The organism is Sulfurimonas sp., assembly GCF_041563035.1.
GTDB lineage: Bacteria > Campylobacterota > Campylobacteria > Campylobacterales > Sulfurimonadaceae > Sulfurimonas.
Window position 1 is genome coordinate 1 of record NZ_JBFFNS010000022.1, and the last position, 23891, is coordinate 23891.

General features: G+C 33.7%; 25 protein-coding genes and 1 tRNA gene. 4 read left to right on the top strand and 22 right to left on the bottom strand.

Annotated elements, in window-relative coordinates; translation table 11 throughout:
* Positions 1-30: 30 nt before the first annotated feature.
* The 8 genes from ABZC13_RS11860 to ABZC13_RS11895 all read right to left on the bottom strand — a co-directional run bounded on the left by ABZC13_RS11860 (position 31) and on the right by ABZC13_RS11895 (position 6628).
* Entirely contained in the window at positions 31-753 is a 723-nt protein-coding gene (locus ABZC13_RS11860; protein WP_373004049.1) for a Nif3-like dinuclear metal center hexameric protein, read from the bottom strand.
* A gap of 1 nt (position 754) precedes the next feature.
* Complete coding sequence (locus ABZC13_RS11865) at positions 755-1348, bottom strand: tetratricopeptide repeat protein (RefSeq protein WP_373004052.1); 594 nt, start codon at positions 1346-1348, stop codon at positions 755-757.
* Positions 1349-1364: 16 nt separating this feature from the next.
* Positions 1365-2219, bottom strand: coding sequence for a M23 family metallopeptidase (locus ABZC13_RS11870; RefSeq protein WP_373004055.1), 855 nt, complete (start codon positions 2217-2219; stop codon positions 1365-1367).
* Entirely contained in the window at positions 2219-2671 is a 453-nt protein-coding gene (smpB, locus tag ABZC13_RS11875; protein ID WP_373004059.1) for an SsrA-binding protein SmpB, read from the bottom strand. The genes ABZC13_RS11870 and smpB overlap by 1 nt, the downstream gene beginning before the upstream one ends.
* Positions 2672-2755: 84 nt before the next feature.
* On the bottom strand, positions 2756-3526 hold the full coding sequence (locus ABZC13_RS11880) for a 4-(cytidine 5'-diphospho)-2-C-methyl-D-erythritol kinase (protein ID WP_373004062.1): 771 nt from the start codon (positions 3524-3526) through the stop codon (positions 2756-2758).
* An 8-nt stretch (positions 3527-3534) separates the two neighbouring features.
* Positions 3535-3765: a carbon storage regulator CsrA gene (gene csrA / locus ABZC13_RS11885; RefSeq protein WP_373004064.1), complete on the bottom strand. Its 231-nt coding sequence runs from the start codon at positions 3763-3765 to the stop codon at positions 3535-3537.
* Positions 3759-4583, bottom strand: coding sequence for a tRNA pseudouridine(55) synthase TruB (gene truB, locus ABZC13_RS11890; protein ID WP_373004067.1), 825 nt, complete (start codon positions 4581-4583; stop codon positions 3759-3761). Before truB ends, csrA begins: the two co-directional genes overlap by 7 nt.
* Positions 4580-6628, bottom strand: coding sequence for an ATP-dependent helicase (locus ABZC13_RS11895; protein ID WP_373004070.1), 2049 nt, complete (start codon positions 6626-6628; stop codon positions 4580-4582). Before ABZC13_RS11895 ends, truB begins: the two co-directional genes overlap by 4 nt.
* 138 nt (positions 6629-6766) lie before the next feature.
* Here ABZC13_RS11895 and ABZC13_RS11900 point away from each other — a divergent pair, with 138 nt between their 5' ends.
* Positions 6767-7669, top strand: a complete 903-nt coding sequence (locus tag ABZC13_RS11900) for a LysR family transcriptional regulator (protein WP_373004073.1) — start codon at positions 6767-6769, stop codon at positions 7667-7669.
* Between the two features lies 1 nt (position 7670).
* Here the strand turns inward: ABZC13_RS11900 and ABZC13_RS11905 are convergent, their stop codons facing one another.
* The 4 genes from ABZC13_RS11905 to ABZC13_RS11920 are packed head-to-tail and all read right to left on the bottom strand — an operon-like array spanning position 7671 to position 10099.
* On the bottom strand, positions 7671-8135 hold the full coding sequence (locus ABZC13_RS11905; RefSeq protein ID WP_373004076.1) for a hypothetical protein: 465 nt from the start codon (positions 8133-8135) through the stop codon (positions 7671-7673).
* Positions 8129-8719 (bottom strand): aminotransferase class IV family protein, encoded by a 591-nt coding sequence (locus ABZC13_RS11910; protein WP_373004079.1) that lies wholly within the window; start codon positions 8717-8719, stop codon positions 8129-8131. The genes ABZC13_RS11905 and ABZC13_RS11910 overlap by 7 nt, the downstream gene beginning before the upstream one ends.
* Entirely contained in the window at positions 8712-9635 is a 924-nt protein-coding gene (gene cysK, locus ABZC13_RS11915) for a cysteine synthase A (protein WP_373004082.1), read from the bottom strand. The genes ABZC13_RS11910 and cysK overlap by 8 nt, the downstream gene beginning before the upstream one ends.
* A gap of 20 nt (positions 9636-9655) precedes the next feature.
* A complete protein-coding gene (locus tag ABZC13_RS11920) occupies positions 9656-10099 on the bottom strand; it encodes a low molecular weight protein-tyrosine-phosphatase (RefSeq protein ID WP_373004085.1) in 444 nt (147 codons plus the stop codon).
* A 61-nt stretch (positions 10100-10160) separates the two neighbouring features.
* Here ABZC13_RS11920 and ABZC13_RS11925 point away from each other — a divergent pair, with 61 nt between their 5' ends.
* The gene (locus tag ABZC13_RS11925; protein ID WP_373004088.1) at positions 10161-10418 is read left to right on the top strand and encodes a hypothetical protein; all 258 of its coding nucleotides are present in this window, start codon (positions 10161-10163) and stop codon (positions 10416-10418) included.
* Positions 10419-10423: 5 nt separating this feature from the next.
* On the opposite strand, the gene ABZC13_RS11930 is transcribed toward ABZC13_RS11925, so the two are convergent.
* Complete coding sequence (locus ABZC13_RS11930) at positions 10424-10930, bottom strand: DUF1566 domain-containing protein (protein WP_373004091.1); 507 nt, start codon at positions 10928-10930, stop codon at positions 10424-10426.
* Between the two features lie 103 nt (positions 10931-11033).
* On the opposite strand from ABZC13_RS11930, the gene ABZC13_RS11935 reads away from it, so the two are divergent.
* Both ABZC13_RS11935 and ABZC13_RS11940 read left to right on the top strand, forming a co-directional pair.
* On the top strand, positions 11034-11960 hold the full coding sequence (locus ABZC13_RS11935; RefSeq protein ID WP_373004094.1) for a VWA domain-containing protein: 927 nt from the start codon (positions 11034-11036) through the stop codon (positions 11958-11960).
* The gene (locus ABZC13_RS11940) at positions 11960-13849 is read left to right on the top strand and encodes a VWA domain-containing protein (protein ID WP_373004097.1); all 1890 of its coding nucleotides are present in this window, start codon (positions 11960-11962) and stop codon (positions 13847-13849) included. Before ABZC13_RS11935 ends, ABZC13_RS11940 begins: the two co-directional genes overlap by 1 nt.
* On the opposite strand, the gene ABZC13_RS11945 is transcribed toward ABZC13_RS11940, so the two are convergent.
* From ABZC13_RS11945 to guaA, 9 genes are all read right to left on the bottom strand, one after another.
* Positions 13850-13933 (bottom strand) — tRNA-Leu (locus tag ABZC13_RS11945).
* A gap of 67 nt (positions 13934-14000) precedes the next feature.
* Positions 14001-14315: a F0F1 ATP synthase subunit C gene (locus ABZC13_RS11950; RefSeq protein ID WP_207562321.1), complete on the bottom strand. Its 315-nt coding sequence runs from the start codon at positions 14313-14315 to the stop codon at positions 14001-14003.
* Positions 14316-14508: 193 nt separating this feature from the next.
* On the bottom strand, positions 14509-16680 hold the full coding sequence (locus tag ABZC13_RS11955) for a polyribonucleotide nucleotidyltransferase (protein ID WP_373004101.1): 2172 nt from the start codon (positions 16678-16680) through the stop codon (positions 14509-14511).
* Entirely contained in the window at positions 16670-17332 is a 663-nt protein-coding gene (locus ABZC13_RS11960; RefSeq protein ID WP_373004104.1) for a phosphoribosyltransferase, read from the bottom strand. The genes ABZC13_RS11955 and ABZC13_RS11960 overlap by 11 nt, the downstream gene beginning before the upstream one ends.
* 4 nt (positions 17333-17336) lie before the next feature.
* Positions 17337-19502, bottom strand: coding sequence for an LPS-assembly protein LptD (locus ABZC13_RS11965; protein WP_373004107.1), 2166 nt, complete (start codon positions 19500-19502; stop codon positions 17337-17339).
* Complete coding sequence (locus ABZC13_RS11970) at positions 19495-19944, bottom strand: RDD family protein (protein WP_373004110.1); 450 nt, start codon at positions 19942-19944, stop codon at positions 19495-19497. Before ABZC13_RS11970 ends, ABZC13_RS11965 begins: the two co-directional genes overlap by 8 nt.
* 11 nt (positions 19945-19955) lie before the next feature.
* Positions 19956-21221 (bottom strand): phosphoribosylamine--glycine ligase, encoded by a 1266-nt coding sequence (purD, locus tag ABZC13_RS11975; RefSeq protein WP_373004112.1) that lies wholly within the window; start codon positions 21219-21221, stop codon positions 19956-19958.
* A 329-nt stretch (positions 21222-21550) separates the two neighbouring features.
* Positions 21551-22192 (bottom strand): uroporphyrinogen-III synthase, encoded by a 642-nt coding sequence (locus ABZC13_RS11980; protein WP_373004116.1) that lies wholly within the window; start codon positions 22190-22192, stop codon positions 21551-21553.
* A gap of 20 nt (positions 22193-22212) precedes the next feature.
* On the bottom strand, positions 22213-23763 hold the full coding sequence (gene guaA / locus ABZC13_RS11985) for a glutamine-hydrolyzing GMP synthase (RefSeq protein ID WP_373004119.1): 1551 nt from the start codon (positions 23761-23763) through the stop codon (positions 22213-22215).
* Positions 23764-23891: the final 128 nt, after the last annotated feature.

Genomic DNA, 23891 nt, shown 5'->3' on the forward strand with positions numbered 1-23891 from the left:
AAGATGCTGGTTCATCAGTCTCCTTTTGGATTAAATATATGTGAACGGGTTCTTTGATGATGAAATTATAGCTTCTAAACCTAAAATTTTCAAATGACGGTGTAAAATTTGTGCAAAAAAGTGCTCACTTTCAAAATGTCCTATATCAATTAGTGAGAGTTTTATACTTTTAGCCTCCATGGCATCGTGGTATTTGACATCTCCTGTTAAAAAACAATCCGCATTTATAGATTTCAATAAAGAGCATCCGGAACCTGTTGTTAAAGCTACTCTTTTTACACGATTTGAACTTTTTACGCATCTTGCATGTGGAAGTCCAAATGCTAAAGAGACTTTTTTTGCAAACGAATCAAACTCTTCATCAACATCCAAATAAGCAACAAATCCATCTTTTTGTGCAATTTTATAACCTAAAACTTCAGTAGCAACAAACTCATTTAAGTGTGTCTGATCAAAGTTAGTGTGCATTGCAATATTAGATATATTTTTTTGTATCATTTTTTGAATAAGATTTGCAGGATATTTACTAAATTCCAACTGCTTCAATCCACCAAAGATAATAGGATGATGAGTTATTAGAAGTGTATCTTTATCCATAGAATCAATCAGTGATTCATCAACATCTATGCTTAATACTATTTTTGTCACCTCTTGGTTAAAATCTCCAAGTAAAAGACCTGAGTTATCCCAAGACTCTTGTAACTCAAAAGGTGATAGTTCATCAAGGAACTTATATATTTCAGAAATTTTCATCTTAAAGTTTCTCCAATTCCTCTTTTGCTTCACTAAAATCTGGGTTTATATCTAATGCTTTTTGATACATCACTTTTGCCTCTTCAATATGCTGCATATCTACTAAAAGATTTCCAAAGTTATAGTAAGTTATAGGGTTTGAGTCATCTATTTCTAAAGATTCTTGCAGATGCATTTTAGCTGATGTGAACTCACCGTTTGCTCGATATACAGAAGCCATAGAATTATGGATATACTCATTATTTCTATCTATTTCTACTGCTTGTTTATAGTATTTAAGAGCTTCATCATTATCATTTATTTGCTGAAAGATATAACCAATTTTAAACAAAATATCTGAGTTTTGTGGATCTTTGGCATCTGCCTCAATAAGTAGTGCTAATGCTCTTTGGAAATCTTTTTCTTCAAATGCTAAATCAGCTTTTTCTACCAAGGCTTCTGAGTCAAATGGAGAAAAAGCATCTGCACTTTTAGGTTCATTTTGATTAGAATCATCTCTTTGCGGTTGCGGATCTTGAAGTGTTTGAATATGCTCAAAAATTTTAAATGCAAAAAAAGCTGAAGCTCCAAGCATTAGTAGTTGAAAAACTGTCATATGTTAATTCCTTTTTTTAAAATAATTTTCTATTTAGTAATTCTATTAGTTGTAGTGGATCAACCTGTTCTCCACCTACTCTAGCACTAAAGTGTAGATGCGGTCCAGTAACTCTTCCGCTATCACCTGACAATCCAATAATATCAGCTTTCTTAACCTTCTCACCATTTTTTACACTAAAGTCACTCATATGATAATAACAAGTGTAGATGCCATGACCATGGTCTAATATAACGGTACCGCCAGAGTAAAACCTCTCTTTAGCTAAAACAACTACACCATCATTACTTGCCTGTATTGGTGTGCCAATTTTCGCTCTATAATCAGTTCCACTATGATAACCGTTTAAAGTATCATTGTAAACTCTTGCTTTTCCGAATGAACTTGTTATTTTACTATCCATTGGAGCTATAAACTTTGAGGATATTTGACTTTTAGATCTAGATGCAGCGTAAATCTTCATAGCTTCTGCATATTCTAAAGCTGCTCTTTTCTTATCTTTTGCGGCCAGTGTTACTTTTGATTTTTGAACTTGGATCTTCTCTTTTTTGTATTTTCCGTCTTCTACACGTAAGAAAATTATTTTACTTTTTTGCTTGCCTTTATCTGTGTAGAAAACCTCAACTTTTTTATCACTTGGTTTTTCATAGTAACTGACCGGAACTAATACATACATTTTCTTAGCATCTAGCGGATGCTGATATATCTTATGTGATTTTTTACCTAATACAACTTTTTCATACTCTATATTTTGCTCTTTTTCAAACTCTATAATGGTAGTCTTGCCATTTGCAATAGTTGAATCGGATATATCTATGTTAAAAGCATAAATAGTTGTAACAAGAAATATAAATGCTATAAAAAACTTCATTAGTAGTCTTTCATCGCTCTAGCAATATCACGCTTCATATCTTTTTGTTTCAAGTCTTGTCGCTTATCATGAAGCTGTTTTCCCTTTGCAATTGCAATTTGGATTTTAACAAGATTCCTTGCATTGAAGTAAAGCTGCAGAGGTACTATTGTGTAACCGTCTTGCTCAACAGCTTTTTTCATTTTTATCAACTGTTTTTTATGTAGAAGAAGTTTTCTACTGCCTCTCTCTTCATGTGTATAGTAGTGGTGTGTAGTTTCAAGTCTTCCTATGTGAGCGTTAAATAAAAATGCTTCACCTTGTACAAAACGGATAAAACTATCTTTTAAGTTAACTCTATTTGCCCGTATACCTTTTACTTCACTACCTTGAAGAACCAATCCTGCTTCAAATTTCTCTTCTAAAAAGTAATCAAAATAGGCTTTTTTATTTTTAGCTACTGTTTCGCCCATAATCATTTTCCTTCTCGACTATATAGTCTAAAATATTTTTTATAATTTTAGCATGGATTGATAAAGGTTTGGATTTTATGATATCTACTCTGCTAACTTAAAAAAGCTGCTTCCGCTTCCGCTAAAGTAGTATCCATGCTGATAGTGATTTTTTAACTCACTGTATTCTTGTAGTGCGGGTTTAAAAAGATCGTTTGCTTCATCCGCACTCATAGACTCTAGTACCTCTAATGAAGTTTTATTTTTTAATTCCTCGGTCTCAAATCCATCTATCGGTGCATAGAAGTTTTCTCTGTAACTAATATATACTTTGGGTGTACTGATCTCTATTTTTGGAGTAAATACTTCAAAGTTTAAAAGAGGCTCTTTAAACTCCTCTACAACTTCACCTATTCCACTAACATTTGCACTGTCATAACCATATATAAAAAATGGGACATCAGCACCGACTTTAAGCCCTATCTTTGCTAGTTCATTTTGACTAAGCCCAAGATCTAAAACTTCATTACACATCTTTAAGTATGTCGCTGCGTCACTACTTCCACCGCCAAGACCTGCAAAAGCCGGTATAGACTTTTTAACTTCAATAGCATAAGTGTCCATAAGTTTGTCTAGAGACTCCGGGTTTACAGCATCTCTAAGAGCTACATATGCTTTATATATAGTGTTTTGCTGAGTCTCGCAAGAAAACTCTCCGATGATCTCAAATCCATCTTTAGTTTTTTTACTAAAGCACAACTCATCATAAAGAGAATCAACTCTCATAAACCTGGAGATAATCTCATGATAGTTATCTCTCATTCCTGTTATTTTTAAAAACACATTTACCTTAGCGTATGCCCTGTAAATTTTCATATTTATCTCTATTTTTTAATAATCTTACTTAGTAGACTTAAGTCCTCATGACTATATTCTTTTGAAGCTGCGATATTTAAATCTTTTACATCTTCTAAAAGCTCATTTCTAATAATAGAAACATCTCTTGGAGCATCTATACCTAGTTTAACTACACCCTTATCGATAGATATAATCTTTATATTTATATTGTCACCGATAACAATTGATTCATCTAATTTTCTAGCTAATACTAACATGTATATACCTTACCTAGTTCATATTTCACAGTTTTATTCTCTATATTTATGATTGAAATATTATCGCCATTATCTAACCAATAATATCCGTCTTTTTGTATCTCTAAATCTTCTAAAGCAAGAACCCTTCCATATTTAAGATTGTCTCTATCACCAAGGTAGAAATTCATAGGAATATTAAGAGATTTTTTAATATCTAGAGCTTTTTCATCATCAAATCCAAACTGTCCTTCGCAAAGTCTTTCCAAAGCACTTAGACTACCATGTTCTACACCTAGCTTATGAGCTATGATACGGCCAAGAGAACGGATATAAGTACCTTCTGATACAGTTGCTTCAAATGTAACGAATGGATGGCAGTAGCTTACTAGCTTAGTCTCATAGACGTTAGAGTTGATCTTATTAAGTGTAAATTCTTTACCTGCACGCGCTAGATCATAAGCTCTTTGACCATTTATACGCTTTGCACTAAAGATAGGCGGCTCATACTCTAACTCACCTTCTAAAGATTTTACAACTTCTTGTATCTTCTCTTTGCTAAACTCTTTGAAAATCTCTACATTTTCTATCATCTCAGTATCAAGAGAGTCAGATGCTGCACCAAGCCATAGGGTTGCACGATAACTCTTTGGAGTCTTATCTAAAAAACGAAATAGTTTTGTATGGGATCCGAAACCTATAAGTAAAACACCTTTTGCAAAAGGATCAAGTGTCCCTGAGAAACCAGCTTTTTTATTATTATATTTTCTTTTTAATTGTGATAAAAAAAAATTCGAGCTGATCCCTGTAGGTTTATATGCTACAAAGAGTCGATTCATAGGCGCTCAACAAAAGATGCAAGGATGTCTCTTTTAGTACCTGCAAAGTTAATGTTTAGCTTGAACTCTCGCCCACTTTTACTAATACCAGTAACTCTACCTGTCCCAAAGATTTTGTGACGTACTAAATCACCTTTTTTAAAGGCTGTATTTTTTTCTACTTTTAAAGAACCTTCACAAAGTCCGGCTTCATTAAAAAATCTGCTCTTTTGAAGATCACTTCTACGTCCCTTGTAAAATCTGCTTCCTGCATGTGAAAGAGTAAGAGTCTCTTTTGCTCTTGTAAAAGAGACATAACCAAGACGTCTCTCTTCTTCTAAGTCACTTCCATCGCCAACAAGAGGTAAGAAGCCCTCTTCCAGTCCGATGATAAAGATATGCTCAAATTCAAGACCCTTTGAAGCGTGAATACTCATCATATAGATACTCTCACCTTCAACCTGATCCTGTTCGCTTTGAAGCGTAAGTTCATTTAAGAACTCATCTAGTCCAGATTCAGGAGATTTTTTTACAAAATCACGAAAGAGTCCATAGAACTCATCCATATTTAAAACTCTATCTGCTTCATCTTGCATTCCTGCATAGATATCTTTTAAGTGAAAAGTATCTTCTAATACATCTATAAACTCATATGTAGACTCACGTGAGACTTTTGAAACATTTTCTATATCTTTTATAAATGTTTTTAAAGTCTTAGCATTTTTCTTTCTAACAAGTGCTTCTAAGTCTACTAAAGAAGTTTTCTTGATATACTCATATATAGATGTCTCATTTGCATGCGCTGCAAGTTCAATCTTTTCTATACTGGCTTTTCCTAAACCTCTTTTTGGTTTGTTTACTACTCTTTTAAATGAGAAGTCATCATGGAAGTTTGTAATAATTCTTATGTAGCTGATTAAATCTTTTATCTCTGCTCTATCATAAAACCTAAGTCCGCCAACAAGCTTATAAGCAATACCTGTACGGTTTAAGCCCTCTTCAATAGAACGGCTTAAAACATTCACACGGTATAAAATTGCTATATCATTCGCTTCAACACCGGAATCTAAAAGTTTTCTAATCTTTTGTGCTATTTTTCTTGACTCTTCATTCTCATCATGGGAGTTTAAGATAGTCACATCTTCTCCGGCACCACGAGTAGCAATCAGTTTTTTTCCCAAACGAGAACGATTGTGTTCTATAAGTGCATTTGCAACTTTTAATATCGGCTCTTTTGAACGATAGTTATTTTCCAGTTTGAAAGTAGAAGTACCTTTAAAATCTTGATCAAACTCCATAATATTTCTGATATGTGCTCCACGCCAACCATAGATGCTTTGATCATCATCACCCACAACACATAGATTGTTATGAGAAGAACATAGTTTTTGCAGGAGTTTTAACTGTAATTCATTTGTATCCTGATACTCATCAATCATAATATACTGATACTTTTGAGATGTCTTTTGGGCAAGTTCAGGGTTTTCATCTAAAAGTTTATAAGTCAATGCTATAAGATCATCAAAGTCTACTAAATTGTTCTCTTTTAAATATGCTTCATACTCTTCATATACTTTTGCTATTTGCTGATAGTTAAAAAGTTCTGCTTGTTTATATGCGTCATCCGGAGTCAATAGTGAGTTTTTATATCTTGAGATTTCACTAGCTATTAATGGTGTAGGTATTTCAGAGTTTATCTTTTTTATAATACGTTTTTTATCATCTGTATCAATTACAACAAAATTATTTTGTCTATTTAGAAGATGAATATTAAATTTTAAAAATAATAATCCGAACTTATGGAATGTACATAGAAGTGGCGGATAAGATACATCTTCAATCATGTCAAGAGCACGTTCACGCATCTCTTTTGCTGCTTTATTTGTAAATGTAAGGGTCAAAGTATTAGATGCTGGGATGCCAAGAACTTCTACAAGATATGCTAGACGAGAGACAATAGTAGTCGTTTTTCCACTTCCTGCTCCCGCTAAAATCAGAACAGGACCTTCCGATTGTTTTACAGCTTGAGTCTGTGATTCGTTTAGTTTTTCAAATATTTTTTCCATCTTTTTCCATTAATTGTCACTAATCTATGTTTATTTACTTTATTATATCAAAATACTTATAAATTATTACAAAACTATTGCAATAATTATAATATTGAGTTATAATTTTATATATTCATTAAACTTATAGGAATTATTATGTTAAAAGATTTTGCCAAATTACAGACTTTTCTAATGGTCATAAAAGAGAAGAGTTTTTCTAAAGCATCTGCAAAATTAGGTATCTCTCAACCAGCAGTTACTCAGCAGATAAAATTCATTGAAGATTATCTAGATACAAGAATTGTAGAGAGAAAAAAGAACGGTATCTTACTTACAAAAGAAGGTGAAGATCTTTATAGAATTGCAGTCAAACTTGATAAAGCAATATCAAGCAGTGAAAAAGAACTTCTTAAAATAATAAACAAAGAGTTCACATTTATAATGGGTGCTTCAAATGCTATAGGTAACTATGTTCTTCCTAACTATCTTGGTGAAATCAAGCAGAGAATAGGGAACGAAGTTTACATGCACGTTGGTCTATCTTCAGATATCATAGATCAACTTGAAGAGAAAAAAATAGATGTAGCTCTTATTGAATCTCCTGTATTTAGAGATGGCATCATCTATAGAGAATGGGTTCAAGATGAACTGGTACTTTTTTCAAACCAACCTATTAAAAAACAACTTTCTGCTGAAGATCTGTTTGAATTTGACTGGATTTGTCGTAACGAAGATTCACACACAAGAAAATTAACTTCTGAAGTATTTGAAGAGATGGGTGTACAGTGTACAAACTTTAATGTACTAGCTGTTTTGGCTTCTCCAACATCTATAAAAGAGTCTATTCTAAATGCTGACAAAAACGCTGAGAGACCATTAGTTTCTATTATGTCTCGCCATGTTATACAGTCTGAACTAGATGCTGGAAGACTTTACGAAGCTAGACTTAAAAACTATAAAATTGAGAGAAGTTTTTATATAGCTTATTCAAAAGATAGAAAGCACGACGCATTTGTCGATAACGTTGTTAACTACTTACTATCTCTAAATAAAATATAGACTATTTCTTATCTTTTACAAACCTGGAATTTTCCGGGTTTGAAAGAAAAGAAGCCATTGAATCTTTCACACCTTTTGCATCTGAGATTTTTTTAGGTTTATCTTCTGGCTGGTAGGTTGCAAGATTTATCATAACAGGTGTTTCATCAACTATTATTTGCATAATACTTACAAGTGGAACACGAACCATACTTCCAAAATTTTCAGCTCCAAAACCAGCTTCAAAAACTAGATGATTGTCTTGTATATGCGCTGTCTCAAATGTATACCCTGCTAAAAAGAAAAGTGTTAAAGGACGAAACTCTGATACTATTTCTTCTGGTAAATTTGGCTCAAACAGAGCATCTTCTATTTTACAAAGAATTCCAAAATTTTGTTCTTTTTGGAAAAAATGAATTATCAACTCCTGCATATGTTTTTGCATCAGCCTTGTAAAATCTTTGTTATTTATGACACTATCTAACAAGTCATATCCTTTAAATCATATTGTGTAATTATATCGAAATCTACCATCGCATTCATTAGTGCTACTTTTGAATATTTTTTTAGATCTTTTACACATATATCTTTTTCTATAATTTTTCCCTCATCGAGAAGTCTTTGCCTAGTTGTTCCTTCTAAAAGTGGCTTTTTTGGTGTATACCATAAGCTGTCCTTATAAAAAGCAACATTTGCAATAGTTGTATCAGTGACTAAAGAGTTCTTGATTATCAAAATTTCATCGCAATCTTCTCTTTTTTCAAATAGCTTATCCAGTTCATCTCTATTGGTAGACTTTTTAGAATAATCAATCTCGTCATCATATACTAACTTTATAGATTTAACTTCTCTTTTTTCGTACTTATGATAAGTTACATCGATTTTTTGCTCATCGTAGGTTAATCTGCATCTATAGAGACCTGAAACTGGAGGATTCAAATAGTCTTGAAGGTTTTTAAAGTCCATTATTCCAAGTGACTTTAAAACACTCTCGTATCGCCTTTGATGATATAAGAGGTTAAATATCTCTCCGTTAAAAGATCTAATAGTTTCTAGATAACTGTTACTCACTAAATAATTCTGTACTTAAATATCTCTCACCCGTGTCACAGAGAATAGTTAGAAGTGTTTTACCTTTAAACTCTTCTCTAGATGCCACCTGCATAGTTGCGTATACATTTGCACCGGCTGATATACCGACAAGCAGTCCTTCCTCTTTTGCCAACATTTTGGCAGTAGCCATTGCATCTTCATTGCTTACTTGTATGACTTCACTATAGATTGCTGTATCTAATATGCCAGGTATAAATCCTGCACCAATTCCTTGAATCTTATGAGGTCCTGGCTTTCCTCCTGAGAGTACTGCTGAAGCTTCAGGTTCAACCGCAATAACAATAATCCCGGGAATTTTTTCTTTTAAGACTCTTGAAGTTCCTGTAAGCGTTCCGCCAGTTCCTACAGCCGCGACAAAAACATCTAAAAGAGCATCTGTGTCTCTTAGTATCTCAACAGCAGTAGTCAACATATGAATCTCAGGATTTGACTCATTTTGAAACTGTTGTAAGATAATGCTATCTTCTATCTCGCTTTGCAGCTCCTCAGCTTTAGAGATTGCTCCATTCATACCTTTTGCAGCAGGAGTTAAAACAAGCTCTGCTCCCAGTGCTTTAAGTAAGTTTCTTCTTTCAATACTCATAGACTCAGGCATAGTCAAAATCAGTTTTAGATTCTGTGCGGCACAGTTAGCAGCCAGTGCAATACCAGTATTTCCACTTGTCGGCTCTATTATAGTTGTGGAACTTGTAATCTTTCCAGCTTCTTGAGCTCTTCTAATCATATTAAAACCTATTCTGTCTTTTACAGAACTAGTAGGATTCATAAACTCACACTTACCTATGATTGTAGCTCCGGTAAGTTTTGATGGTGTATTTAGCTTCACTAAAGGTGTGTTACCGATTAGCTCTGTTATATTGTTAGCGATGTTCATAAAAATCCCCTGTAAATTAATTAAATTGATTTTACACTAAAAAGATTATTAACACAAACTTCTATCATTTTGTACACCTCTTGGAAACCTTCAAAGCCATCATAAAAATATGGATCAGGCACATCCGCACCTTCATAGCCATAATCACCAAGCTTTGTAATATTATTTGCACCTAAAGCTTTTAGATCACTAAAGTTACTATCATCTAAAGCGATAACAAGATCAAACTCTTGAAAATCTCTTTTTGTCACCTGTCTAGATCTCTGGGATGATATATCTACGCCATTATTTCTGGCAACAGTTATAGAATTATGGCAAGGGGCTTCACCGACATGCCAATCGCCGGTTCCGGCTGAGTCAACAACTATATCTATATCATTTTCTTCTAAAAGTTTTCTGGCATAACCTTCCGCAATAGGTGAACGACATATATTTCCCAAACAAACAAAAATAACTGATTTCATATATTTTCCAAAGCATAATAATAATAAAATAATTGTATCGTAATTTTATAAAGAGGTAATCATGGCTATATATGTAAGTGATGGCAAAAAACTGGTAGATGTTGAGTATGATGATATTCCCGGTGTAAACGACACCATTGATGGAATGAGAGTGCTGTCTACGGACAAAAGAGCAGAAGATGAAAATGCGATGTTCTTGTTAGAACCAAACGGAAATGTAAGTTGCTATGTCTTTGATGAAATTTTTATAGTTGGAAAAGTAAGCGGATTTGAAAATCTTGTAGATGCTGTTTTAGCTTGGAATAATAACGAGATATAAGCTAGTTATATTAAGCTATTGTAATTACCTCTAACACACCTAACATAACCCTTACCTCTTCTAGTATTATTGTATGTTTGACCACTTTTAAAGTCAACATTTAATGCAATTACAATATCTGAGAGATTTGGTGATGATGACCAGTAGTGACCAGATACAACATTTTTAAACCCATATCTTATAGCTGGGTCAAACTTACTTTCATCTACTATGGATTTTAGTTCTTTGAGCCTAGGTAAATACCAGTCATCATATCCAGCAAAAACCAGACTACGACAATACTGTTTTGCATCTTTACGATTTTTTCTTATGCTCTTAGCATCTATATTATCTTGCCACATCAAACCTGTACTATTATCAATTACTAAATCTTTTGAATTATCTCTTACTAAAGCTATATTTATCTTGGGCTCTGCTGCTTTTTTTTGTATATTTGATGATTTATCTAAGCCTATTTCATAAGAAAAAACTGTGGTAGTTATGAGTGTGATTTGTAGCAGTTTTCTTATCATTTTACAGGTCTATCTCCATTTAAGTTATGCAAAGTTTAACTTTTGTATTATATCAAATAATATTATACTTTATAATATATTGAGCGATACAAGGGCATGATAGATGTTAGATGGACTTTATTTTGAATACCCAAGTGCAGCTTTAGTTATATTATCTTTTATTCTTTGTACAATCATTTGTAAAATAAAACTACCCTCTATATACTTTTCAAATGTAGCACAGTTTATGAAAGTATCAACTGGCTCTTCTAAACTACTTCTCTTTTTAAAATGGCTTAGTATTACAATGCTTATCCTAGCACTTATGTCACCGGTAAAAGATGAACCTTATGAGCTAGAACCAAAAAAAGGCTATGAAATAGCTCTGATACTTGATGCTTCAGAGTCTATGAAAGCAAAAGGTTTTGATGAGAAAAATAGAGATTTAACTCGTTTTGATGTTGTAAAAGAGATAGTATCTAACTTTATCCTAAGTAGAAAAAATGACAATATGGGTATTGTAGTTTTTGGAGCGTACTCATTTATAGCATCTCCCCTAACTTATGATACTAATATTTTAAAAGGTGTAGTATCAAACCTTTACATTGGGATGGCTGGAAAGTTCACAGCTCTTTTTGAGTCACTAGCTCAGGGTGTAAACCTACTTAAAACATCTAAGTCAAAAACAAAAATCGCTATTTTACTCACCGATGGATACAACACACCTGATAGTGAGTTTCCTTTTGATGCAGCTATAGATTTTGCAAATAAACATGGTGTTAAAGTTTATCCAATAGGCATAGGGAAATCTGATGAGTACAATCAGAAGATGCTAGAAAAAATTGCAAAACAAACAGGTGGAGTTTCTTTTGGAGCTTCAAATGCAGATGAACTAAGTGCTGTATATTCAAAGATAAATCAATTGGAAAAATCAGAGATTGACAATGAAACATTTAGTTTTTTAAGATACTACTATATTTTTCCATTACTCATTTCATTTTTTTCTTTGATTCTTTATATGTTTTTTAGAAATAAAAGAGGATATAACTAATGACTTTTTTACATCCTGAATTTCTTTACTACCTGTTACCTCCACTTACAATGGTTTATCTGTTTATATTAATGCAAAAAGAATCACATGATCACTACTTTTCAAAAGAGATTATAAATAAGTTAAGAGTTAATTCTAATTCACTAACTCTAAAGACAAGAAATAGCCTATTATTTTTAGCAGGTTTATTGATTATTTTAGCATCTGCGGAACCTGTACTTAAAGATGGAAAAATACGAGTTAAGGCGATTGGTGGTGACATTCTAATAGCATTAGATATTTCAGACTCAATGTTAGCTTCCGATGTATATCCAAACAGACTTGAGTTAGCTAAGAAGAAAGCTCTTGAACTAATTGACAAGACTACAAAGGACAGGGTTGGAGTAATAGCTTTTGCTAAAAATAGCTATCTTGTCTCCCCCATTAGTTTTGATACAAAGACAGTCTCTTTTTTACTCTCAAAGCTAGATACATCTAGTATAACCCAAAAGGGTACAGATATCTTAACCATGCTAAAAACAGTAGTAAAGACTAATACCAGTACAGATAAAAAATACCTACTTATTTTAAGTGATGGCAGCGATGATACAGATTTTTCGGCTGAAATAAATTTTGCAAAAGAAAATGGTGTTATTGTTTTTGTTCTTGGTATAGGAACAGAACTCGGCACATCAATTAAAAAGAAAGATGGCTCACTTATAAAGTACAATGATAAAGTCATAATATCAAAGCTAAATGAATCTATATCAGAGCTTGCTATACATACAGGTGGTGTCTATATTCAAAATACAACATCTTCACAAGACGTTGAAGCTATGTTTAGTGAGATTATAAGTAACTCTGAACATAAAGAGCTTAAAAGCCAAGAGATAGAGAGATATGTTGCTCTATTTTACTATCCGATAATTCTGGCAATACTTATCTTACTTATTGCTTTTAATTCTATCAGTAAAAGAGTTGAACACAATATACCAGCATCTGCATTTATATTATTCTTTATGATCTTAAGTAGCACACCATCTGTTGCAGACATATTAGACTTTAGAAAGTTAGCTGACGCTAAGAAATCATACGACGCTAAAGACTATAACTCTTCTGCAAAAATTTATGATGAGTACGCAAGAAAAACCAATAATGCAGAGGCATATTATAATGCTGGAAACTCTTACTACAAAGAAAAACAATATATAAAAGCTTTAAGTGCTTATTCATTTGCAAGACTTGAAGATAATAAAGAGTTAAGAGCTAAAAAGCTATCAAACATGGGTAATGCTCTTGCCCGTTTAGGTACTATAAATACACTTGAGAGAGCAATAAAACATTATGAAGTATCACTAAGACTCAAAGAAGATCAATTTACAAGAGAAAACTTAGAAGCTGTTAAAAAGGCTTTAGAGGAAAATAAAAAGAAAGAAGAGAAAGAAGACGGACAAAAAGATAAAGACAAAAAGTATTCACAGCAAAAGACTGACGAAAGTGGTGATGCCTCAGATGAGGCAGACGATAAAAACAATAAAAATAAAAATCAGAAAAATAAAAATAAAAACAATTCAGAAGGTAAAAAAACAGATAATAAAGTAAATCCTAATAGTAAGAAAAATTCTGATGACAGTAAGTCTGATGAGAATGAAGGTAATAATAATGATGGCTCAAATAATGACAATGATAATGATGAAAGCCAAGAAAAAGTAAGAGAGTTAAAAGATAAGAATAAAAAAGAAGTTAAAAATCAAGGTAATAGTGGCAAATCCAATTTAAAGCTTCAACAAATGAGTGACCTAGAAGAAGCAAAATGGGTCAAAAAATTAAACTCAAAACAAAATACTTATCTTTATAGATTAAACAAAGAAATGATTGAAAACGAAGAAAAAAATGAAAAACCTTGGTAATGGTGCGATCGGAGGGATTTGAACCCTCACACCGTTAGGCACGAGCCCCTCAAGCCCGCGTGTCTACCGTTCCACCACGATCGCATTAAAAAGAAGTAAAAAAAAAGCCTAACTCAAAAGAGCTAGGCTTTGAGGGTATACTTTTGGTTGATTAACCTAAGTATGGGTTAGCGTAAAGTGCGATAAGAGCAATTACTAGTGCATAAATAACTTGTGCTTCGATCATTGCAAGAGCGATGAACATTGTAGTCATTAGTTTAGCACCTAAACCTGGGTTACGTGCAGTACCAGCGATTGTTGCAGCAGCAGTATGACCCATACCGATAGCTCCACCAAGAGCAGCAAGACCAAGACCAAGACCAGCAGCGATCATTGAATAAGCTTTAAGAGTTTGGTTAGCCACTTCACCGTCAGATGCCATTGCAGCAGTAGCAAGAGCTAGCATTAAAAATAGAACTTTTTTCATAAGTTTCTCCATATAATTATTACAAATTCTTTCGGATAGCGTAACCTCATCGTAAAATGAAGCAACCTAAACATAAATGCCCAGATTTCCCTACTAGAAATTGATGGGGGATTATACAAAAAAAGTACTAAATTGGAGTTTAAATTTTAGTCAGCTTCTCGCGTTTGCGAGAAAGACTTGGAGAAAGAAGTTTTTATGCACGACCTAGAGAGATCTTGTTGCCTTTGAATTCTAAAATTTCTACCATTATTTTTTCACCTTCACTTAAAACATCAGAAACTTTTTCTACTCTTTGATCTGATATTTTAGAGATGTGTAAAAGACCGTCAGTACCATCAGGAAGCCCGATAAATGCTCCAAAGTCAACTATTTTTTTAACTACTCCTTCGTGCTTATCACCAACTTGATACTGAATCTTTTCAACTTTAGGTGCATTAACGATGCCCTCAATATGCTCTCGTGCTCCGGATACACCAGTTTTGTTTTTACCTGTAACTTTTACTTTTCCATCTTTTTTATCAATGTCTATTGCAACTTCAAATTTCTCAATAATTTCACGAATAACTTTACCGGCCTGACCGATAACCTCACCGATTACACTTGGATCTATGTGAAAAAAGTCTGTACTTGGAAGAACACCATCGTTAAACTCTATCTCTTTTTCAGCTTCTAACATGATATCAATGATATGACTTCTACCCTCTTTAGCTTGGTATAGCGCTTCTTTTAAAACATCTAAAGAGATACCACCAAGTTTTATGTCCATCTGCATTGCAGTGATTCCATCTTTTGAACCAGTTACTTTAAAGTCCATATCACCATCATGATCTTCTAGTCCCATAATGTCTGAAAGGATAGCATACTTATCTCCATCAGAGACCATGCCCATAGCAATTCCAGCAACAGTATCACTAGTATCAATATCAGCAGCTCTAAGAGCCATATAACCACCACAAACTGTAGCCATAGAAGATGAGCCATTTGATTCTAAGATTTCTGAAACTAATCTAACTGTATCTCCATCTAGATCTACAATAGGCTCTAATGCTCTTTTAGCTAAATTTCCATGTCCTAATTCTCTTCTTTTTGTACCCATAATTGGAGATGCTTCACCAACACTAAACCCTGGGAAGTTGTAATGAACCATGAAGTTTTCATTTTGCGTTCCACCGTCTGTAAGTGACTCAAACATTTGTGCATCTTTTGGTCCACCCATAGTTAAAACAACTAAAGCTTGTGTTTGACCTCTTGTAAATAAACACGATGAGTGAGCTTTAGGAAGTACATTTGTACTAATAGATATAGGTCTAACTTCCGTTAAAGCTCTACCATCGGCACGAACTCTCTCATTTAATATCTGAGATCTCACCTGCTCTTTTTTCACTTTTTCTATTGCATCTTTTAGCTCTACCTCTTCCCAATGCTCTTGAGTAAGAAGTATCTTTTTTCTAAGCTGTCTAAGAGCAGTAGAACGTTCACTTTTTGCCATTTGGTTCATAGCATCTGCGATATCAGACATGTGATTGTTTCTTACGAAAGAAACCATCTCATCATTGATCACATGAGCTTTATACTCTATAACAACTGTCTCTTGTTTATGCTCTGCAAAAGCTTCTTCAAACTTGCTATTTATCGCAAAAAGCTCTGCTTGTGTCTTTTGTAAAACATCAATCAGATCATCTTCAGCAATAGCATTTGATTTATGAACTAATATACTAGGAGTACTAAGTGCTGGATCAATCATTGGATCGATAATATAGTTCTCTCCAACTTGAGTCTCTTTTGAACCAAATGAACGCATCTCTATCATAAGAAGGTCATCTTTAGTTCCTGATAAATAGAGGTCTAATGTAGAGTTTTTAAGCTGAGACAGTGTTGGATTTAAAACGAGTTCTCCATCAACTTTAGCAGCTCTAACAGCAGAAACTGATGTATTTATATCTATATTTGAAGTATATAGTGCAGCTGAAGCAGCATTAAGTGCTAATACTTGTAAGTCTGCATCTGCATCTGCACTAAATACCATAATAGTTATTTGAGTCGGATGGCCAAAACCCTTTGGAAACAGTGGACGAAGAGAACGGTCAACTATACGAGATGTCAAAGTCTCAAAATCACTTGGCTTAGTCTCACGTTTAAAAAATCCACCAGGAATTTTACCTGCTGCATATGATTTTTCTATATACTGAACAGTAAGAGGTAAAAAGTCATCTTTCACTATCTCTGTTTCATCTATAACAACTGTCGCTAGTATTACGCTGTCACCCGATCTTAACCATGCAGAACCATTCGCCTGTCTCGCTACATCTCCAAATGAGTAATCTTCTACTCTATTTTCCAACTCTAAATTAACATCATATTTCATTCTTATCTCCTAAGTATTTTTCTAATTTTTCTTCTTCAACTTTTTCTAGTTCTTCATAATAAAGCGCAGTTTCAACATAATCATCTATATCATAAAGAAAAAATATATCATCTGCAAAAGGTTCTAATAAATCTAGTGTGTCACTAGGTAAAACTGCTACCGCTATATAAACTGCTTTTGGCCTCATAGCCAAAATAGTTTTTAGAGCAGTCATAAACTTCATGCCTGTCTCGCTCCCCTCATCAACAAGAAGTACCACTTGATCCTTCATAGATGAAAAAGGTCTTCCTTTCCTATACTGGTATACATAACTTAAAATTTGTTCTTCGTGTTTTCTGTGAGCTTCACCGTAAATATAATCGTATTGAATACCAAAGGTACTTACTAACTGCTCATTTATAACTATCTCTTCTCTCTCACTTACTCTTGCAACTTCACACTCATCATTATTTGGTGCCATAATAGCTTCTGAAAAAAGAAAGTCCAAAGTATTTGGAAGCTTTTTTCTTAACATGTATGCAAGTTCAAGTCCACCCTTTGATACAGCTACTATCTTCCATGACTCATCCTTTAGTCTCTGCATAGGTATTACATCAGCTAACTTATTTGCTGCATCTTCTCTGTTTTTTAGTATATGTTTATATTTTTTCATAACATTAGAGTCCTTGCGTAGTCTCAGGCAATTTATATTCAAACAATGGTCCACTGCCTGAGCTCATCATTGGCTTTAGGACTACAGTAAAATATATATATCTGTCATATATAGATGTTGAACCAGTATCAGTCAGTACCGGTCTATTATTTTCAAGATACTTCAGACCAAAGTCCCAACATCTTTTTTTATAAAGAAAACCTATACTTGCGCTTTTTTTAAGACTGCTTTCTACATCGTAGTTATATGTCACATCATATGAGTAATGTTTGTTATAAGTATAACTAGCACTTGATGTAATATAGCTTGTATAAGGTGTATATGTTGCAGTTTTTTCTAAAAAAGTGTCCTTGTAAAGGTGAGAAAAAGAGACTGAAAAACCAGATTCATTGAAAGTTAACTGATTATAAAGTTTAGATAATTTATTTTGGTCATAGTTATAAAACATATTATTGTATAGTTTTAGGCCTTTGGTTATCTGATAATCTAGTTCGTTCTCAAGTTCACCAAGACTATTCCCACTGTTTTGATATGAAATATTTTGCGCCAGCCTATGATAAAGAATTTGCGTACCCTCTATATCATAAAGATATTGAGTAAAATCAAGTTTTAGTTCTTCTTCTATAGCTGTAATATTATAAAACTCACACTGTGGTGTATTTTTATTGTTAGCATCTGAACAAAAAGTTTCATAATCTACATAAAAACCAGTCTTTGTCTCAGCCCCTCCAATAGTATAAGTAGAACCAAATCCAACAACATGAGTAAAGTCTTCAAAAGCACGACTCACTTGCGAAGATGCTGAAAATACATGATAATTTCTTGCAAAGTACCCATTTTCATAATTACCTGTTTTAACTGTCTCAGTCCCACTAAATTTTGAATGTTGAGCATAGATATATGCTTTGTATGAAGTGTTTAAATACTCATCAAAAATGCTTGTTTGAAGAGTAATTGGAATATTTAAATCTGTTTGTGTAACATGTTTGCCAACTTCTCTGTAGATATTATTACTCTGCATATCTAAGCTATAAATTAAATGGTCGCCAAACAATGTATCTAAATATCGGTGATACTGAAATGTTGGAAGTTTCTGAAGTGTATCTTCATTACTTACTTTAGTCAAATCTTGATAGTATTTAAAATATGCACCGAAGTAGTTATTATCAGTATTGTAAAATAGATTTACTCTCGATAGATTTTGTGTTGCAGTTGCATTCTGGGTAGTATCGTTTGTTGAAAGATTTATATAATCAACATCATTCATACTGTTTAAATCCATATATAAACCTGATTGACCCTTAAAATTTGTGCCAAACCATTGATTTATGACATCACTGTTATCATATAAAAAGTTATATCCGTAGTGTGTATCATTTGCTAGATTATTAGATTTAAAATAACTGTCTTTCTCTTTAAAATAACCTGTTGTAAATTCACCCTTTGATATTTTAGAATCAACAAATCTAAATGTAGTATATCCACCATAACCTCTACTAGTTCTGACTTGAGGCTTTAGTTCAAGATCCCACCAATTTTGCTCTGCTATATAAATAGGTTGTTCATAATAGACACCTTCTACTGCAGAAGTACCAAATGCCGGAGTTAAAAGACCTGTTCTCCTTGTAGTGTCTAGTGAGTAACCAAAATAAGGAGTATAAAATACCGGTATATCATATATGAAAATTCTTGCGTTATAAATATTCAACCATTTATCATCTGAATTATATGTAGATGATGAAAAATGTATTTTCCATAGAGGATCATTTGGGTTACATCCGCTCATCACTCCGGAGCTAATGTCAAAATCTTTGTTTAAAGCACAACCTTCATCGGCACTAATCCAAACTTTTGATTCTTTTTCAAGCATAAAAAATGGTTTAAAGGTACGCTCTTTTTTTGCAATATTAAGCCTTGCATAATCACCTAAAAGTTTGTAATTTTTTCCCTGACTAGCTCTAATATTTCCAAATAGCTCTAGTTCTCCACTTTTTTTATCGTAGGTGGCATTTTGTGCACTTAGAAAGTAGTCTTTATATACAACTGTGACTTCTCCTGTTGCCTTTACAATATTATCCTGCGAATCCATAGAAGTTGCATATATTTCAACTTTATCTGATGCATACAAAAATGATGTAAGGACTACAAGAAGAGTTAGGAGTTTAAGCATCTACAACCAAAGTTTTCGCTGTTTTATCGTGCCATGTTTGACGTTCAGGATTTAGCAGACCCCATAAGAAACCTAAATATAAAAAAAGTTCTGAGACTACACGAAAGATAGCACGGTTTAGTGCTACCATTACATTTGGTGTTTGAATAGTATTAATATCTATCACTCTTATTTTCATAACGATCTTACCGATAGAACCGCCATACTGCATAACAAAAAAAGCTTGATAAATAATCTTCATAAGCATATATTCTAAAACAAATGTGTTTGTTATATTTATCATCTGCTCCATCGTAACCGCCTGCGCAAATGAATCCCAGAGTGCTATTACAAGCAAGAATGAGAGTAGCATCTCATCTATGAAAAAAGCCATTGCCCTTTTTTTATTACTTGCTAATACGATACCTTCACGATAAAGAATATTTTCTATCTCTTCGTTCAACTGCGTAGTCCCTACAAAGCTTGATAAGCTATATCAGTTCTTATCTTTTTACCGACATAGTGAACTTGACCACATCTAAGATATGCTCTATCTCTTGCCTCTTGAATTGTGTCACCTAAACCAACACAAACTAGAACTCTACCACCGTCTGCATAAAGGACATCATCAACCTTACTAACACCGGCAAAAGAGATATGTGTATATTTCTCTATCTCATCATGATGAACATCATCTAAAATAATTTCTGCAGGAGTTGAACTTCCATAAGGGTAGTTTCCACTAGCCATTACGACACCAACTGCATATTGTTTAGAAAATTCTACTTTTATTTCACCTAGTCTGTTTGTAGCAGCTTTATAAAACATATCACTTACACTTGAAGTCATAAGAGGCATAAGAATCTCACACTCAGGATCTCCAAAACGAACATTAAATTCTAGTGTAATCGGCTCACCATTAACAACCATGACACCGATAAAAAGAACTCCTTCAAAAGGTGCCCCTTCTGCTTTCATTCCATCTAAAGTAGGACGAATAACTCTGTCTCTTACTTTTTGATATAACTCCTCATCTACTAAAGGTGTAGGAGCATAAGCACCCATCCCACCAGTATTTGGACCCTCATCATTATCTAAAAGTCTTTTGTGATCTTGTGCTGCCGGAAGAAGTATGTAGTCCTCACCATCACACACAGCAAACATTGAAAGCTCATAACCATCAAGGAACTCTTCAACAATAACTTTAAGTCCTGCATCTCCAAAACTCTTACCACTTAGCATCTCAGAGATTGCTACTTTTGCTTCATCATGACTCTGAGCAATAATTACACCCTTTCCACCGCATAGTCCATCAGCTTTAACAACTATCGGAGCAGTCAGAGTCTCTGTGAATTTAAAAGCATCTTCTATGGAATCAGTTTCTATGTAGCGAGCAGTCGGAATGTTATACTTTGCTAAAAAGTTTTTCATATAGACTTTTGAACCTTCGAGCTGTGCAGCCTCTTTGCTTGGTCCAAAAATTGTCAGATCTTTTGCTTTAAAAATATCAACTACACCATCAACTAGTGGAGCTTCTGGACCTACTATTGTTAATTCTATATTATTATCTTTTGCGAAATCTGCTAAATCGTTGTAATCTTTAATATCTAAATTTGTACCTAAATTGTTTGTAGCGCCATTACCTGGCATAAAAAATAGTTCGTGTTCTTTTTCTTCGTTTAAAATTGCTCTAGCTATAGAGTATTCTCTACCACCTGCACCTAAAATTAATATTTTCATATATTCTCCGATTTGTTTATGATAATGGGGTATCTATCAAAGGAAGATAGCCCGAGTAGCCGTTTCGCAATTGGCTCGGTTCTAAAAGCCGAATTTGGGTGAAGAGAGCGTTCTCTAACGGCAGCATCATCTCGACAGAGTTAACATATCTCAAACGATGACACCGACACACAAGAACTCTACTTGTTCACTGTTTGAAAATGTAGAACCCTCATATATACGATATATCGAACTACTCAGACTATGAATATATTATACTAAAAAATTTCTTGATTTTATTTAACAAACGGGTCTTTTTTGGGAGTTATTTTAAAATATTTGTATTTTCTTTATGCTTGAAGTGTCAAAGCCATTTCCATACAACTATCTATAGATGTTTTTTGTGATATTTTATACTCAACTGAATCAGGAAGAGCCTTTGCTGTCGTCTTGCCAATTACTACAACTTTAGCATCTAGACCGATAGTGTGTGTCTTTAAAAAACACTCTATTGATGAAGGGGAAGTAAATATAAGTATAGGGTTCTCTTCAATCTCTACTTCCATTCCTTCTCTGGCACATTCACTTACATACAGTATCTCTTCATCTATATCATATCCATCATCTTGGCATCTCTGGACAAAGTCAGATGCTATAAGCTCTGCTCTTAAGTAGAGCCATTTTTTATCCTTAGACTTTTCTTTTATATTTTTAACAAGATTATCGCCATAACCATCACCGATATCTAAAATATTTCCACCAAAGTTTTCATAAGTTGTGGCAGTTTTTACAGATACACATAGAGCAGGTATATTTATGAATTCTTCTTTTTTGTATTGTTCAAGTGCTTTAACAGTTTGTTTGGAAGTTATTATCAGGTAGTCGTACTTAGTGAAGTTAATCTTTGGTTTTAAAAATCTAACCTCTAAAGATTTAGAGCTTATTGCATCTGGATGCTTTGAAGTTGCGAAGAGGTAGATTTGTCTTTTCATGAGAAGAGAGATTTAAATCTCTACTCCCATTCTATTGTTGCTGGTGGTTTACTTGAAATATCGTAAACAACTCTATTGATGCCATCAACTTCGTTTATAATTCTTCTGCTTATTCTCTCTAAAAGATCATGAGGAAGGTGAGCAAATGTTGCTGTCATTCCATCAACTGCTTCTACAACTCTAACACATACAGTATTATCATACGTACGGTTATCACCCATTACTCCAACAGATTTTACATTTAATAAAACTACAAATGCTTGCCATGTTTTAGCATAGTATCCACTAGCTTTTAACTCATCTAGTAAAATAACATCAGCTTCACGAAGAAGAGTTAAATCAGGTACATTGACATCACCCATAATTCTAATTGCTAGACCAGGTCCAGGGAATGGATGACGGTTTATCATACTTGATGGAAGACCAAGTTCTAAACCGATTTTACGAACTTCATCTTTAAATAATTCACGTAAAGGCTCAATAAGTTCAAAATCCATCCAATCAGGAAGACCACCAACATTATGGTGAGATTTAATAACTTCTGATGGACCGTTTACAGAGATTGATTCAATTACATCTGGGTAAAGTGTACCTTGAGCTAGGAACTTTATACCATCATGTTTTTTAGCTTCTTTTTCAAACTCTTCTATAAAAGTATGTCCGATGATTTTTCTTTTTTCTTCCGGATCGCTTACACCTGCAAGTTTTCCTAAGAAGTTGTCAACTGCATCGACAGTTATTAGAGGAGTCTTTAGGTTAATTTTAAATACCTCTTCAACTTGCTCACGTTCACCTTTCCTAAGCAATCCATTGTCGACAAATACAGGGATCAATTGATCACCGATTGCTTCGTAAAGCATTGCAGCAACAACAGAGCTATCAACTCCGCCGCTTAGTCCACAAAGGACTTTTCCAGTTCCTACTTTTTCTCGAATAATCTTAATCTGCTCTTTTAAGAAGTGCTCCATTTTCCACTTCTCAGTTACTCCACAAATATTTTTTGCAAAGTTTCTAAGCATTAGGTAACCTTCCTCTGAGTGTTGAACTTCTGGGTGATACTGCATTGCATATACGCGTTTTTCTTCATTTGCAATAGCTGCATAAGGAGAGTTAGCAGAAGTAGCAATAGGAGTAAAACCTTCTGGAAGAACATCAACCTTATCGCTATGACTCATCCAAACTACATTGCCATCATCACAATCTGCTAAAAGTGGAGAGCAGTTTTCACCACTATTTTCTATTTTAAGTTCTGCTTTTCCATACTCATGGTGGTCTGATCGGATAACACTTCCACCAAAATCAACTGCAATTCTCTGCATTCCGTAACAGATGCCAAGAACAGGAAGACCCAAATTATAAACGCCTTGGTCTACTTCATAAGCATCTTTATTGTAAACAGAAGATGGACCACCACTAAGGATGATTCCCTTAGGATTTTTTGCTTTTATCTCTTCGACTGATGTGTGATAAGGAAGAATTTCACAATAAATTTTATCTTCACGAAGACGACGAGCTATAAGTTGAGTGTACTGAGAACCAAAATCTAAAACGATAATGCTAACATTTGTCATATGGGTGCCTTTAAAAAAATGAGGTGTTAATTAATTTCGAAAGGATACTATAAAAAAGATTAAGATTTGATTTGCCCTTCTCTTGAGCTCCTGTGAATATTTTTCATAGAAAAATATTCACAGGAGCT

What these genes read in the sequence shown, in the direction of transcription:
- ABZC13_RS11860 (WP_373004049.1), bottom strand. Translation starts at nt 753, where the DNA reads ATGAAAATTTCTGAAATATATAAGTTCCTTGATGAACTATCACCTTTT.
- ABZC13_RS11865 (WP_373004052.1), bottom strand. Translation starts at nt 1,348, where the DNA reads ATGACAGTTTTTCAACTACTAATGCTTGGAGCTTCAGCTTTTTTTGCA.
- ABZC13_RS11870 (WP_373004055.1), bottom strand. Translation starts at nt 2,219, where the DNA reads ATGAAGTTTTTTATAGCATTTATATTTCTTGTTACAACTATTTATGCT.
- smpB (WP_373004059.1), bottom strand. Translation starts at nt 2,671, where the DNA reads ATGGGCGAAACAGTAGCTAAAAATAAAAAAGCCTATTTTGATTACTTT.
- ABZC13_RS11880 (WP_373004062.1), bottom strand. Translation starts at nt 3,526, where the DNA reads ATGAAAATTTACAGGGCATACGCTAAGGTAAATGTGTTTTTAAAAATA.
- csrA (WP_373004064.1), bottom strand. Translation starts at nt 3,765, where the DNA reads ATGTTAGTATTAGCTAGAAAATTAGATGAATCAATTGTTATCGGTGAC.
- truB (WP_373004067.1), bottom strand. Translation starts at nt 4,583, where the DNA reads ATGAATCGACTCTTTGTAGCATATAAACCTACAGGGATCAGCTCGAAT.
- ABZC13_RS11895 (WP_373004070.1), bottom strand. Translation starts at nt 6,628, where the DNA reads ATGGAAAAAATATTTGAAAAACTAAACGAATCACAGACTCAAGCTGTA.
- ABZC13_RS11900 (WP_373004073.1), top strand. Translation starts at nt 6,767, where the DNA reads ATGTTAAAAGATTTTGCCAAATTACAGACTTTTCTAATGGTCATAAAA.
- cysK (WP_373004082.1), bottom strand. Translation starts at nt 9,635, where the DNA reads ATGAACATCGCTAACAATATAACAGAGCTAATCGGTAACACACCTTTA.
- ABZC13_RS11920 (WP_373004085.1), bottom strand. Translation starts at nt 10,099, where the DNA reads ATGAAATCAGTTATTTTTGTTTGTTTGGGAAATATATGTCGTTCACCT.
- ABZC13_RS11925 (WP_373004088.1), top strand. Translation starts at nt 10,161, where the DNA reads ATGGCTATATATGTAAGTGATGGCAAAAAACTGGTAGATGTTGAGTAT.
- ABZC13_RS11930 (WP_373004091.1), bottom strand. Translation starts at nt 10,930, where the DNA reads ATGATAAGAAAACTGCTACAAATCACACTCATAACTACCACAGTTTTT.
- ABZC13_RS11935 (WP_373004094.1), top strand. Translation starts at nt 11,034, where the DNA reads ATGTTAGATGGACTTTATTTTGAATACCCAAGTGCAGCTTTAGTTATA.
- ABZC13_RS11940 (WP_373004097.1), top strand. Translation starts at nt 11,960, where the DNA reads ATGACTTTTTTACATCCTGAATTTCTTTACTACCTGTTACCTCCACTT.
- ABZC13_RS11950 (WP_207562321.1), bottom strand. Translation starts at nt 14,315, where the DNA reads ATGAAAAAAGTTCTATTTTTAATGCTAGCTCTTGCTACTGCTGCAATG.
- ABZC13_RS11955 (WP_373004101.1), bottom strand. Translation starts at nt 16,680, where the DNA reads ATGAAATATGATGTTAATTTAGAGTTGGAAAATAGAGTAGAAGATTAC.
- ABZC13_RS11960 (WP_373004104.1), bottom strand. Translation starts at nt 17,332, where the DNA reads ATGAAAAAATATAAACATATACTAAAAAACAGAGAAGATGCAGCAAAT.
- ABZC13_RS11965 (WP_373004107.1), bottom strand. Translation starts at nt 19,502, where the DNA reads ATGCTTAAACTCCTAACTCTTCTTGTAGTCCTTACATCATTTTTGTAT.
- purD (WP_373004112.1), bottom strand. Translation starts at nt 21,221, where the DNA reads ATGAAAATATTAATTTTAGGTGCAGGTGGTAGAGAATACTCTATAGCT.
- ABZC13_RS11980 (WP_373004116.1), bottom strand. Translation starts at nt 22,192, where the DNA reads ATGAAAAGACAAATCTACCTCTTCGCAACTTCAAAGCATCCAGATGCA.
- guaA (WP_373004119.1), bottom strand. Translation starts at nt 23,763, where the DNA reads ATGACAAATGTTAGCATTATCGTTTTAGATTTTGGTTCTCAGTACACT.